Genomic DNA, 13348 nt, shown 5'->3' on the forward strand with positions numbered 1-13348 from the left:
CCAGTGCACTGCAAGTGTCGCAACGATGCCGCAAACGGGAATCGGAGAGATGAGTATCGCCCACGTCGCTGCTGAGTCGAGTGAGCTATGGAGTCCTCGGGGCATTTCCACAAAAGCAACTGCGAGGACGACACTGATTCCGAAAACCACAATCCATACGCCAATCAGAACAGCAACAGCATGGGACGCCTTCAGGTGCGAGTACCGAGAAATTGCCCACACAATTCCAGTGCCGATTACGACGGAAATGAGCACGCAAATTGCCAACGGCGGGAGCATGGACCATCCGAAGGGGCCGACTAGTATCGCGCCCAGCGGCAGCACTATGGCCAAGACGAGTGCAGACAGTACCCAATCGCGAACGACGCCAGCTCGAATACGCATATTACGTAAAATCTAGATTGTAAGCGAAGTTATTCCATGTGGCGGACGCCGCAAAAGTATAGGCAGGCTGTCCAGTGCCTAGTGGATCGGTGTTCATGATGTACCCATTGACCACGAGCTGTGTTCTGTAGCTGGAACCACTAACGAGCACCGGGTTGAAGTCGAATGAAATCGATGAGCCTGCCCCGTCGACATGTGTTGAACTCGCCGTGAAGTAATATCCAAAATAGCTTCGAGGTCCATCCCATTCCATGTAGTACGTCTGGAAATAGCAGCTAAAGTCCCACCAGATGGGTGAGCCGACGAAGGGCCTCACTTTCAGCGGCAAGTATTGATTCATTGACGGCCATCCAGCCGGAGCGCCCTCAACAGGGAAGTAGCAGTTGAAGCAACTCTTTAGTTTGTTGTGGACTTGCGCGGGGGTAACTAGTACGAGGTCCGCAATATGTGTGTAACTCCAAGCGGGATCGATAAGTACAGGAAATGAAATGTCTGGATCTGAGATATCCACCGTTGCCAGTGAACGTGTACTCAGTTGGCAAGTCTCGTCCGAGGGAATCTTTTGCCCAGGGCTCGAGGATAGCGCCGAGGTTGTATCCGAAAGGATCGCTAATTAGGTATCCGATTCCGTTTCTCCTAAGTGTCGAACCTTCGGGAATATCCATTTTGTAACTATACTGAGTCGGCGCGCTTCTATCTGCGATGGCTGTAAATACTCGGACGCCATCAATGGTTGGCTGAACATAAGCCGCTGCTGCATCCGAATCTGTTGACCAAACTTCTATCCCACCGTCGCTTGACAGCTTCTCCTTCAGATATTGAGGCTCAATTGAAAGTGCCGGAGAGGTCTCCATCTGCTGAGCATTACTCGAGGATCTCGACTGCACAGCTGCTTCATCTAGGTCCGTCGGATCGATCGTCAGTACCGCCGCTTCGGCCTGCGAGGTGGATAGTTCTAGAGGTGAATCGGTCAGGCTTGCGGTCTGCGGTAACAGCTCGGGGCTTATGCTCTTGATAACGGCCTGGGCGTCGTGGATATTTGCGCCACCATTTGCATTGGCTGCTGTCGCACCGCCAAGAATTGCCGCTAAAGTCAGTGTTAAGGCGGCTATTGCCGAAGTCTTCTTCTTGAGATTCAATGCTTTTCTCTATCCTTGCTCGGCAATGTTTGGTGGTCGGGGACATAGTCCCGCGGTCTTTGAGATATGTCAACGTCTGTCGTTGGCGTGTTACTGCGCGCATGGCGGGCCGTTGCGGTCACGCCCCCCGTGCTGGCGAGGGCTCATGACAGGATCGATCGAGGGGTAGTCGTTGAGGCTAAGGGTGATCCTCCCCGCGAGCGGCCCTTGCCATGGTCTGGGAGCGCGTGCTGCCGTCGTCGTGAAGTCGGCAGGCTCGGGGTTGCGGTGCGTTGCCTGCATGGTCGCGTCCTCGAATGAGAACTCCGAGCATCCTGCCTCTACCGCCGCGCCTGAGAAAGTGCACCGCACGTCGGGATGTCCGAGGCGCAGGGAGTGACGCCCCGGAGGTTCTCGCGATCGAGCGATTGGGCTAGGCCTTCGCTCCTGGTCAAGTTATTGGAGCGACCCGAGCTCGCTCGCCGCGCAGCTGGACTTGCTACAACGTTGCTGCATCGGCTGGTGTGGGCGACGGCGTAGTCGCTCCATGGTCGCTCGACGGCGTTGCCACGCTCGTCCGTTCCGACCACCGTGACCGCGGCGCTCGGCGAAGTGGCCGGCCAGGTCGAGAAGATCTACCGTGTCGAGGGCGGCGACCGTCGCGAATGCCGTGCGGATGCCGCGGCCGAAGCCGTCGAACGGGCGCGCCTGGCGGGCGCGGAGCCGTCGACGATCGAGGTCGTCGCGGTCGAGGAGCTTCCCGCGGCCTATTCCGACGGGACTGCGGTGCTCATCCGCGCCCGCGCCGTGGGCCGGCTCGCCGCCTGAGCATCCGTCCGCCCTGACTGGACCCTGTGCGGGGTGTGCGGGGTACTGAGGGTGACGCGCGTCGCGCGGCGGAGTGTCGGCGGCGGATGCTTCGATGGACGCATGCGTGACGAGACGCGGCGCACGCGCGACGAGACGCAGCGCCTGCGAGGCGAGACCGAGGCCGTCTGGGCGACGGCCGCGTCGTTCGTCGTGGGCGCCGTCGGCGGCGCGGCCGTGCTCGGCGGCGAACCGCGTCCGCTCACGGGCGAGCACGGACTGGCCGTCCCCATCGCCGCCATGGCGGCTGCGGTCACGGCATCCGCCTTCATCGTCAGCACGCTGCGCCATCGCCGCGGTGAGACGGCGCCGATGCCGCGGTGGCAGGCGACCGTATCGGTGGTGTCGTCGATCGCGCTCACGCTAGCGTTCGCAGCCGTGGCCGCGATGGGAGTGCTGCTCGCCGCCGAAGTGCTGTCCGGCGGGCTGCAAGGACTCCGGCTCGCGACGGTCGGCGGCGGCATGCTGGCCGGCGTGGCGTCGGCCGTCGGCGGACGCTTCGCCTACGGCGCCGGCATCGGCCTGCGCACGTCCGACATCGCCGGCATCCTGTTCGGGTATCTCGTCATCGGCACGCTCTTCGCGATGGCGACGGCGGCCGATCCCCGCTGGTGGCAGCACAACTTCTCCACGCTCGGAGGCGGTGGCGGCTGGGCGTTCAACGGAACCCTCGTGGTCGCAGGACTGCTCGTCGCGACCGTCGGCTCGTACATCGGACGCGACCTGCATCGGATGCTCGGCGACGAGGCCCTCACGCGGATCTCCCGCGTCGTGGCACTGTGGGCGGTCACCGGCGTCGCGCTCGCCGCGGTCGGACTGCTCCCGCTCGACCGGCTCCCGGTTCCGCACGACATCGCGGCGGTGGCGACCCTCGCGCTGTTCACCGTGGCGGCGGTCGTGACCGCGCTGGCGTTCCCGCAGCGGCCGCGCGCGCTCACCATCACGACGATCGGCGTCGTGGCACTGGTGATCATGGCGGTCGTGCTGTGCGTCGGGCCGCGGCTCTACGGCGTCACGGCCCTGGAGGCGATGGTGGTCGGCCTCGGGCTGCTCTGGATGACGACGCTCGTGCGGGTCCTCGCGATCCTCGCGCCCGAGGCGTCCCGTCCGTCCGCGCGCGCGACGCTGCGGCTCCGCTGAAGGTCGGCCCCGTCGCGCCTCAGGCGTCCGCCGGATGCTCTAGGGAGAAGCATCCCCGCCCAGGTGCAGAAGATAGGGAAGGTGTCCGATGTGGCTCCTCCGCCTCAGAGCGGAGTGTAGGGGTACACACAGAGGAGACACCATGTACGAGCACCCGTACCTCAGCCAGCGGATCACGGACTTCGAGCGCGAGCAGCTGGAGCGTGCGGTCGAACGCCGCCGCTTCATCAACGAGCATCCGGAGCAGATCGTCGAGCGTTCGGCCGGTCCGATCCGTCGCATGCTGCGGCGCCTCGTCGCCCGGGGAGGGCGCGCGGACCGGCCCGTCGGCGTGCCCTGCGACGCGGTCCCTGCGCGGTGACGACGGCGATCAGCGGATCGGACCCCGATGTCGGAGGGGAGTGGCACGATGAGTTCATGCCACCGTACGCCGCGAGCGCCCCGATGGTCGGCCGCGACGCCGACCTCGCGCAGGTGCGCGCCCTCTTCGAGCGCGCGAGCGGCGGCATCCCGACGGCCCTCCTCGTCGACGGCGAAGCGGGCATCGGCAAGTCGCGGCTGCTGCGCGAGTTCACCGACGAGGTGGCGCGTCGAGCTGACATCCACGTCGGGTGGTGCCTCGATCTCGGCCCTGCGCGGTCTCCGTACGGCCCGCTCACCGGCATCCTGCGTTCGCTCGTGCAGACGCTCGGGGTCGACGGCGTGCGCGAGGCGGTGGGTCCAGGAGTCGACGCCCTGGGGATGCTGGTGCCCGAGCTCGCGCCACGCGAGACGGACCGCGCGTCGACCAGCCCCGAGAGGCTGCGCGACGCCATCGCGAGCCTCATCGAAGGGGCGTCCGAGCGGGCGCCTCAGGTGCTCGTGGTCGAAGACCTGCACTGGGCCGACGACTCGACGCTCGCCATCCTCTCCTTCCTGCTCCGCGCCCTCGGCCGCGGGCGCATCCTGCTCCTGCTGTCGTGCCGTTCCGACGACGTGCGCCGAGGCGATGCCGTGAGCCGGTTCATCGGTGAGGCCACGCGTGCGCGGCTGCTCGAACGACTCTCGCTCGAGCGGCTCGGGATCGAGGCGGTGCGCGAGATCGCCGAGCAGATCACGGGGCACCCGTTGAGCGACGGAGCCCTCGAACGCATCCACGACAGGGCCGAGGGAGTGCCCTTCTTCGTCGAGGAGATCGCCGGATGCTCGAAGGGTCCGCTGCCCGATGGTCTCCGCGACCTGCTGCTCGCCCGGTTCGACCGGCTGTCCGACGACGCGCGACACGTCGTGCAGGTCGCATCCGGTGCGGAGCGGCCCGTGTCCCATCCTCTCCTCGCGCGGCTCGCCGCCCTCCCCGACGACCGGCTCGACGAGGCCGTGCGCGAGGCGACGCGCAGCGGCATCCTCGTGGTCGTCGACGACGAGTTCCGGTTCCGCCATGCGCTGTTGCGCGAAGCAGTGCACGACGACCTCCTCCCCGGAGAGCGCTCTCGCCTGCACCGCGCGTATGCCGAGACTCTGGAGTCCGAACGCGACGATACGGATACGGCCGACGCCGCGGCCCTGGCGTACCACTGGCAGCTCGCCCAAGACGACCGCAAGGCGCTGATCGCCGCCGTCGACGCCATGCGCCATGCCAAGGCGCGGTTCGCCTTCGCGAGCGCCGCGCGGTTCGGCGAGCTCGCGCTCGGGCTGTGGTCGAAGGTGCCCGACGCCGCCGAGGCGGCCGCGATCGAGCGGCTCGACCTGCTCCTCGTGCTCGGCTCCATCCTGCGCAACGCGGGCGATGCCGAGCGCGCGCTCGCGGTGGCCAACCTCGCGCTCAGCGAGGTCGACCCCGGCGCCGTCGACCCCCGTCTGCACGCGCGATTGCTGCGCGACAAGGCGTACTACACCATGAACCTCGGGCGGCCGGGCGCGATCCCCCTGCTGCAGGAGGCGCTGTCGGTGCTCGACGGTCGCGTCGACGACGATCGCCTGCGCGCCACGATCCTCAACAACCTCGCGAGCCGTCACATGATCGCCGGCGATCTCGAACGCGGACACGCACTGGCGGTCGAAGCGGGGAAGTACGCCGAGCGGGCCGGTTCCGACGACGAGGCGTCGATCGCCGCGAACGTGCGCGCCGCGACGAGTGCGCACGCGGGAGATGTCGAGCTCGGCATGCGCGAGTACGAGGACGCCCGGCGACTCGCCCGCGGCTCGACGGCAGAGCTGCGCTACCGGGTCAACTACTCCGACCTCCTCACTCTCCTCGGCCGCTACCGCGAGGCCGTCGAGCTGGCTGAAGAGGGGCTCGCCCGATCCCGTCGGTTCGGCGTGGAGCGCACCTCGGGTTCGGTCATGACGCAGAACATGGCGGTGCCGCTGCTCGAGCTGGGCGAGATCGAGAGGGTCGAAGAGATGCTCGCGCGCGAGCTCGCGCAGAACACCCTCCGCGTGTTCCGCATGTACACCACGATGACCCGCGTGCGTGTGCTCTCGTGGCGCGGACGCCACGAAGAAGCCGCCGACGTGCTCAGCGAGTCGCTGCCGGCATTCCGTGAGACAGGAACCGTCGAACGTCAGATCTGGTACGACATCGTGGTGATGACCGTCGCGGTCGCCGAGAGCAGGGGAGACCTCGACGGCGCGCTCGCCGCGATCCTGCGGATGCTCGACGACGACGGCCCGCGCACGCTGCATCAGCGCCGACTGCTGCTGCAGTCCGGGTGGATCATCGCGTCGTTGCGCGCGAGCGGGTCCGATGTCTCCGCCGCGATGCAGGCCGTTCGCGAGGCGTGGGAGGCGCAGCATCCGCAGCTGCGCCGAGACAACTGGGAGGCGGTGCTCTTCGCGCTCCTCGACCCGACGCCGGCCGGTCTCGATGACGCGCTGAGAGTCGCTCAGCACGACGACGTGCCCGTGACGTTCCGGGGTGTGCTGCGGCTCGAACGCGCTCGCCTGCACGTGCGCGACGGCGACAGGGCCGCGGCCTCGCGGCTGCTCGACGAGGCCGGCGAGCTGGCAGACCGCATCGGGCACGCGCAGCTGAGGCGCGAGGTCGGCGAGTTCGCCGCATCGGCGGGACTCCGCGGCGCGGAGCATCCGGTCGACGGCGACGATCCCCTCACGGCTCGAGAGCGTCAGGTGCTCGACCTCATCGCCGAGGGGCTCAGCAACCGGCAGATCGGGGAGAGGCTGTTCATCAGCGTCAAGACGGTCAGCGTGCATGTCTCGGCGGTGTTGCGCAAGCTGGGTGCGAGCACGCGCACCGAGGCGGCGGTGATGGCCCGACGTGAGGCCCAGCCCGGGCTGGCCGGCGCCGCCGAGGGAGCGGTCACGGCATCCGCCCCTCTGTCTGCTGCTGGCGAACTCGCTGTCCGTTGACCGATTCCCGGTGTCGCAGCCATGCGGCCGTGATACGTTGACCGGGCATGTGTCGGATGCTCCGGCGCGGCACGGACCGCGCCAGCGGTCAGTTCAACAGAAAGAAGAAACACATGGCCACCGGCACTGTGAAATGGTTCAACTCGGAGAAGGGCTTCGGCTTCATCGCACCCGATGACGGCTCGGAAGACCTCTTCGCTCACTACTCGGCGATCGCCGGCTCCGGTTTCAAGGAGCTCCGCGAGAACCAGAAGGTCGAATTCGACGCTGAGCGTGGCCCCAAGGGCATGCAGGCGGCGAACATCCGCGGTCTCTGATCGCGTACTGGCTTCCTGAGCCGGCCGGATCCTCGGATCCGGCCGGCTTTTGGTTTCCCGCCCCAGCCCCCGGCTCCGGCCCCGGCCCCGGCCCCGTCTGCGATTCAAGTCGCATGATTTGCCCTGTTTCGGCCCAGAACAGGGCAAATCGTGCGACTTGAACCGGCGGGTGAGCCCGGAACCCGCAACCAGGGGCATCGGCGACCAACGGTTACGGCGGGGGTTAGGGCGACCTAAGTGCGTGTGTTAGGTTAGGTCAGGCTTACCGAAGCCCGACAGGCGCTGAGGCGCCACGCCCCACACCCGACACCGAAGGGAACGCCCGTGCGCACCTCCCGACTCCTCGCCCTCGGCGCCGCCGCCGCGCTCGCCCTGAGCCTCACGGCCTGCGCCACCTCCACGCCCGAGAGCAGCGACTCCGCCGGTGCCCAGAACCCGGCATCCGACGACGCCTTCCCCGTCACCATCGAGCACGCGTACGGCGAGACCACCATCACCGAGAAGCCGGAGCGCGTCGCGACGGTGTCGTGGGCCAACCACGAAGTCCCCCTCGCCCTCGGCATCGTGCCGGTCGGCATGAGCAAGGCGACCTGGGGCGACGACGACGGCGACGGCGTGCTGCCGTGGGTCGAAGACAAGCTCGAGGAGCTCGGAGCCGACACCCCCGTGCTCTTCGACGAGACCGACGGCATCGACTACGAGGCCGTCGCCGACACCAAGCCCGACGTGATCCTCGCGGCATACTCCGGACTCACGCAGGAGGACTACGACACCCTGTCCAAGATCGCACCGGTCGTCGCCTACCCCGACATCGCGTGGGGCACGTCGGTCGACGACATGATCCGGATGGACTCCACGGCCCTCGGTCTCGAGAAGGAGGGCGAGGCGCTCATCGATGATCTGCATGCACAGGCGGATGCCGCGCTCGAGGCGCACAGCGAGCTCAAGGACAAGAAGCTGCTGTTCGCGTACATCGATCCGAGCGACCTCAGCCAGATCGGGTACTACACCGCGATCGACACGCGTCCCGGATATCTGCACGACATCGGGCTGCCGTTCCCGTCGATCGTCGAGGAGAACGCCGACACCTCGGAGTTCTACCTCACGGTGAGTTCCGAGGAGGCCGACGCCTTCAGCGACGTCGACGTGTTCGTGACGTACGGCGACGACTCGATCATCCCGCTGCTCCAGGCCGATCCGCTGCTGTCGAAGATCCCCGCCGTCGCGGCAGGCCGCATCGCAGTGCTCGGCGACGCCACGCCCCTGGCAGCCTCGGCGAACCCGTCGCCGCTGTCGATCCCGTGGGGGCTCGACGACTACTTCGCCGTGCTCGCGAAGCCTCTCGCCGCCTCCTGACCCGATCCGGGAAGACCAGCGACCGTGACCGCCATCGCGCCAGGCAGGGAGACGCCGAGCCGCGAGACCCCGGGCACCGCCGACCTGCGGCGCCCGGTGGCCGCGCGCACCGCGTGGCTGCTCGCCGGCCTCGTCGTGCTGCTCGTGCTCGGCATCCTGTCCGTGTCGTTCGGCGTGCGGGAGGTGTCGCCCCCCGACATCGTGGCGGCGCTGTCGGGGCACGACGACACGATCGCGCAGGCGGCGATCGTCAAGCGCATCCCGCGCACCGTGCTGGCACTGCTCGTCGGGGCGGCCCTCGCCCTGGCCGGAGCTACGATGCAGGCCGTGACCCGCAACCCGGTCGCCGACCCCGGCATCCTCGGCGTCTCGAACGGGGCGGCCCTCGCGGTCGTCATCGGCATCGCGTTCCTCGGCCTCACCGACCCGTACGGACAGATGGCTCTGGCGATCACCGGCGCCGCGCTCGCCGCCGTCTTCGTCTACACGGTGGGCTCGCTCGGGCGCGGCGGCGCCACCCCGCTCAAGCTCGCACTGGCGGGGGCCGCCACCTCGGCCGCCTTCGCCTCGCTCGTCAGCGCCATCATGCTGCCGCGGGTCGATCTGCTGCGGTCGTACCAGTCGTGGCAGATCGGCGGCGTCGGCGGCGCCGAGTGGCCGCGCATCGCCATGACCGTACCGGTGCTGGCCCTCGGCGCGCTCATCTGCATCGCCGCGTCTCGGGGCATGAACTCCCTCGCGCTCGGCGATGACATGGCCGCGGGGCTGGGCGAGCACGTCGGCCGCACGCGCCTCGTCTCGGCACTCGGCGCCGTGATCCTCGCGGGCGCTGCGACGGCCATCGCCGGCCCGATCGGGTTCGTCGGACTCGTCGTCCCGCATATCTGCCGGATGCTGGTCGGCACCGACCACCGGTGGCTGCTGCCCTTCTCGGCCCTCACCGGAGCGGCGCTCCTCACGGCGGGCGACATCGTCGGACGGGTGCTGGCAGCCTCGTCGGAGGAGATCCAGGTCGGCATCGTCACCGCCCTGATCGGCGCCCCGTTCTTCATCTGGATCGTCCGCCGCCAGAAGGTGCGTGAACTGTGAGCGGCATCCGCATCGGTTCTGCTCCGGCTGCGCGCGGCTCGCAGGCAGCACCTGCCGTCGCCGCCGTCATCGCCGGGCGCCGCGCACGTCACCGTCGGCACGCCGCCGTCACGGTCGCACTCGCCGCACTGCTCACGGTCGTGTTCGCCGTGGCGCTCATGGTCGGCAACACCTTCTATCCCCTCGACCAGGTGCTGCGGGTCGTCCTCGGCGAGACCGTGCCGGGAGCCTCCTTCACGGTGGGGGAGCTGCGCCTGCCGCGCGCGGTGCTCGCCGTGCTGGCCGGGCTCGCGTTCGGCATCGCCGGCGTCTCGTTCCAGACTCTGCTGCGCAATCCGCTGGCCTCGCCCGACATCATCGGCATCTCGCAGGGCGCCGGCGCCGCAGCGGTGGTCGGCATCGTCGTGCTGTCGCTCGACGGACCGGCGGTGTCCGCCCTCGCGCTCGGGGGCGCCGTGCTGACCGCCGCGGTGATCTACCTGCTCTCGAACAAGGGCGGATTCGCCGGCACACGCCTCATCCTCATCGGCATCGGCGTCGCGGCCATGCTCCAGAGCGTCATCTCGTATGTGCTCTCCCGGGCCGCGAACTGGGACATCCAGACCGCGATGCAGTGGCTCACGGGCAGCGTCAACAACGCCTCGTGGGAGCGCGTGCTCCCGCTCGTCGTCGCGGTCGTCGTCGCCGTGCCGCTCATGCTCGCGCAGGGCAGGGCGCTCGGCGCCATGCAGCTCGGCGATGACTCGGCGTCGGGCCTCGGCATCCGCGTCACCCGGACGCGGCTGCTGTTCATCCTCGGCGCCGTCGTGCTCCTCGCCGTCGCCACCGCGTCCACGGGGCCGATCGCGTTCGTCGCGTTCATGGCCGGCCCGATCGCCGCGCGCCTCACCGGCCCCGGTGCGAATCTGCTGCTGCCCAGCGGGCTCGTCGGAGCCCTGCTGGTGCTCGGCGGCGACCTCGTCGGCCAGTTCGCCCTCGGCGCCCGCTACCCCGTCGGCGTGATCACAGGAGTGCTGGGCGCGCCGTACCTCATCTACCTGCTCATCCGCACCAACCGCTCGGGAGGCTCGCTGTGACCGCAGCGCACACCCTGTCGGCCGAGTCCGTCACGCTCGGCTATGGCGCCCGCACCATCATCGACGGACTCGACCTCACCCTCGCCCCGGGCAAGATCACGACGATCGTCGGGGCGAACGGATGCGGCAAGTCGACGCTGCTCCGCTCGTTCGCGCGGCTGCTGTCGCCGGACTCGGGACAGATCGTGCTCGACGGCAAGTCGGTGCACGCCCAGCCGACCAGGGAGGTCGCGCGCGTGCTCGGCCTGTTGCCGCAGTCGCCCATCGCGCCCGAGGGCATCGCCGTCGCCGACCTGGTCGGTCGAGGGCGGCACCCGCATCAGCGGATGCTGTCGCGCTGGACCGCGCACGACTACGAGGTGGTGGCCGACGCGCTGGCCGTGACCGGCACGACCGAGCTGGCCGATCGCAGCGTCGACGAGCTCTCCGGAGGCCAACGGCAGCGGGTGTGGATCGCGATGGCCCTCGCGCAGGAGACCGACATCCTGCTGCTCGACGAGCCCACGACGTTCCTCGACGTCGCGCACCAGGTGGAGGTGCTCGATCTGCTCACCGACCTGAGCGTCTCGCGCGGCACGACCATCGTCATGGTGCTGCACGACCTGAACCTCGCCGCCCGGTATGCCGACGAGCTCGTCGCCATGAAGGACGGACGCGTGTACGCCGTCGGCAGCCCGCACGAGATCGTCACATCCCAGCTCGTCGAAGACGTCTTCGGGCTGGCCAATCAGATCACCACAGACCCGGTTTCCGGCAAGCCGATGGTCACCCCGATCGGGAGGCATCATGTCCGCTGAGAGCACCACGACCACGGATCGTCCGACGTACGCGCTGGCGCTCACCGAGGTGCGGCGCGTCGAGAGGGTGTCGCCCAGCTTCGTGCGCATCACCTTCGGCGGCGCCGATCTCGACGAGTTCGGCACGCCCGGCGACGTGTTCGACGCGCGGATCAAGATCATCTTCCCGCCGTCGCCGTTCGCCGTTCCCCCCATCGACCGGGAGACGGACGACTGGTGGGGGTCGTACCTCGCGGTTCCCGAGGAGGAGCGCGGCTCCATGCGCACGTACTCGGTGCGCGAGCTGACCGTCGCCGATCCGACCGGCGCATCGGGCACGACCGGCACCGAGCTGGTCGTCGACTTCGTGCTGCATCTGGAGCCGGGGCTCACCGGACCCGCGTCGACGTGGGCGAGCACGGCGCAGGTGGGGCAGCCGGTGTTCATCGTCGGCCCGCGCCGCGGCGTCCCCGCCTCGCAGCACGGCGGCGCGGAGTTCGCCCCCGGTTCGGCCCGGTCGGTGCTCCTCGCCGGCGACGAGACGGCCGCGCCGGCCATCGCCCGCATCCTCGAGGATGCCCCGCGAGACCTCCGCGGCACGGCCTTCATCGAGGTGCCGACGGCATCCGACATCCTCTCCATCGACGCACCGTCGGGCGTCGAGGTCACCTGGCTGCCGCGGGCGGCGGGCGAGCTGCACGGTTCGGCGCTCATCCCCGCCGTGCTCGCCCACCTCGGCGACGCGCACACGCACGTGGAGGTGCGCGACATCGAGGGCGAGGCGCTGCTCTGGGAGACGCCGGACTACTCCGGACTCGGCGAGGAGATCGCGGCGACGGATGCTCCCGCCGACCGTTACTTCTGGATCGCCGGTGAGAGCGGTGTCGTCACCACGCTGCGCCGGCACCTGGTCAAGGACCTCGGCATCGACCGCGCTCAAGTGGCGTTCATGGGCTACTGGCGACGCGGCGTCGCGATGCGCGGCTGAGGGGACGACGGATGCACTCGGAATCCACGAGCGTCTTCCTCGACGCGCAGGGTCTTGCGCTCGGCTACGGCCGGTCGCGGGTGGTGCACGACGTCTCGCTCCGGATCGCCCCGGGCCGCGTGACCGCGTTGATCGGCCCGAACGGCAGCGGCAAGTCGACGGTGCTGCGGGCCCTCGCTCGCCTGCACCGCATGGACGGGGGCCGCGTGCGTATCGGAGACGACGACGGCGAGCAGCGCGACGCCTCGACGCTGTCGGCCAGGGAGTTCGCGCGCACGGTGGCGATGCTGTCCCAGTCGCGCCCGCATCCCTCCGGCATCGAGGTGCGCGACGTCGTCGCGTACGGACGGCATCCGCACCGTGGCCGCTTCGCCGGCATGAGCGACGCGGATCGAGCGGCGATCGCCCGGGCGCTCGCGTTCACGGGGCTCGAGGCCATGGCCGACCGTGCCGTCGACCAGCTCTCCGGCGGTGAGCTGCAGCGCGTGTGGCTGGCCACGGCGCTCGCGCAGGACACCGGCATCCTGCTGCTCGACGAGCCCACCAACCATCTCGACCTGCGCTATCAGATCGAGACCCTCGACCTCGTGCGCGACCTCGCCGACGACCACGGGACGGCGGTCGGCGTCGTGCTGCACGACCTCGACCATGCGGCATCCGTCGCCGACGAGATCGTGCTGCTGCACCGAGGCCGCGTGCACGCCGCCGGCCACCCGCACGACGTGCTCACCGGCGAGAACCTGTCGCACGTCTACGGCCTCCGCATCGACACGACCGTCGACGAGGAGACAGGCCGCGTCCACGTCGCTCCGCACGGCCGGCACCACGACCGTGTGCGGCGCACCGCGCCCGTCGCCGCGCCCTGATGTCGCACAGCATCCGAGCCTGA

12 protein-coding genes are annotated in these 13348 nt (G+C 68.8%); 11 read left to right on the top strand and 1 reads right to left on the bottom strand.

The window, feature by feature from the left end; genetic code table 11:
* Window positions 1-749: 749 nt before the first annotated feature.
* Window positions 750-1523 (bottom strand): hypothetical protein, encoded by a 774-nt coding sequence (locus AB663_RS17120; protein WP_157540903.1) that lies wholly within the window; start codon window positions 1521-1523, stop codon window positions 750-752.
* 570 nt (window positions 1524-2093) lie between these two features.
* Here AB663_RS17120 and AB663_RS05530 point away from each other — a divergent pair.
* The 11 genes from AB663_RS05530 to AB663_RS05580 all read left to right on the top strand — a co-directional run bounded on the left by AB663_RS05530 (window position 2094) and on the right by AB663_RS05580 (window position 13325).
* A complete protein-coding gene (locus AB663_RS05530; protein WP_067196537.1) occupies window positions 2094-2330 on the top strand; it encodes a hypothetical protein in 237 nt (78 codons plus the stop codon).
* Between the two features lie 102 nt (window positions 2331-2432).
* Window positions 2433-3509 carry a DUF998 domain-containing protein gene (locus tag AB663_RS05535; RefSeq protein WP_232304651.1) on the top strand — a complete coding sequence of 359 codons (1077 nt, stop codon included), beginning with the start codon at window positions 2433-2435 and terminating at the stop codon, window positions 3507-3509.
* A 142-nt stretch (window positions 3510-3651) separates the two neighbouring features.
* Entirely contained in the window at window positions 3652-3870 is a 219-nt protein-coding gene (locus tag AB663_RS05540; RefSeq protein WP_067196539.1) for a hypothetical protein, read from the top strand.
* Between the two features lie 56 nt (window positions 3871-3926).
* Window positions 3927-6857, top strand: a complete 2931-nt coding sequence (locus AB663_RS05545) for a helix-turn-helix transcriptional regulator (RefSeq protein WP_157540906.1) — start codon at window positions 3927-3929, stop codon at window positions 6855-6857.
* A 113-nt stretch (window positions 6858-6970) separates the two neighbouring features.
* Entirely contained in the window at window positions 6971-7174 is a 204-nt protein-coding gene (locus tag AB663_RS05550) for a cold-shock protein (protein ID WP_067196543.1), read from the top strand.
* Window positions 7175-7498: 324 nt separating this feature from the next.
* Entirely contained in the window at window positions 7499-8530 is a 1032-nt protein-coding gene (locus AB663_RS05555) for an iron-siderophore ABC transporter substrate-binding protein (RefSeq protein WP_067196545.1), read from the top strand.
* A 33-nt stretch (window positions 8531-8563) separates the two neighbouring features.
* Window positions 8564-9619, top strand: a complete 1056-nt coding sequence (locus AB663_RS05560) for an iron ABC transporter permease (RefSeq protein ID WP_067202230.1) — start codon at window positions 8564-8566, stop codon at window positions 9617-9619.
* A gap of 5 nt (window positions 9620-9624) precedes the next feature.
* Window positions 9625-10695 (top strand): FecCD family ABC transporter permease, encoded by a 1071-nt coding sequence (locus tag AB663_RS05565; protein WP_232304676.1) that lies wholly within the window; start codon window positions 9625-9627, stop codon window positions 10693-10695.
* Entirely contained in the window at window positions 10692-11492 is an 801-nt protein-coding gene (locus tag AB663_RS05570) for an ABC transporter ATP-binding protein (protein WP_067196547.1), read from the top strand. Before AB663_RS05565 ends, AB663_RS05570 begins: the two co-directional genes overlap by 4 nt.
* Window positions 11482-12459, top strand: a complete 978-nt coding sequence (locus AB663_RS05575; RefSeq protein ID WP_067196549.1) for a siderophore-interacting protein — start codon at window positions 11482-11484, stop codon at window positions 12457-12459. The genes AB663_RS05570 and AB663_RS05575 overlap by 11 nt, the downstream gene beginning before the upstream one ends.
* An 11-nt stretch (window positions 12460-12470) precedes the next feature.
* Window positions 12471-13325, top strand: a complete 855-nt coding sequence (locus tag AB663_RS05580) for an ABC transporter ATP-binding protein (RefSeq protein ID WP_067196551.1) — start codon at window positions 12471-12473, stop codon at window positions 13323-13325.
* Window positions 13326-13348 lie beyond the last annotated feature (23 nt).

Source organism: Microbacterium sp. XT11, from assembly GCF_001513675.1.
GTDB lineage: Bacteria > Actinomycetota > Actinomycetes > Actinomycetales > Microbacteriaceae > Microbacterium.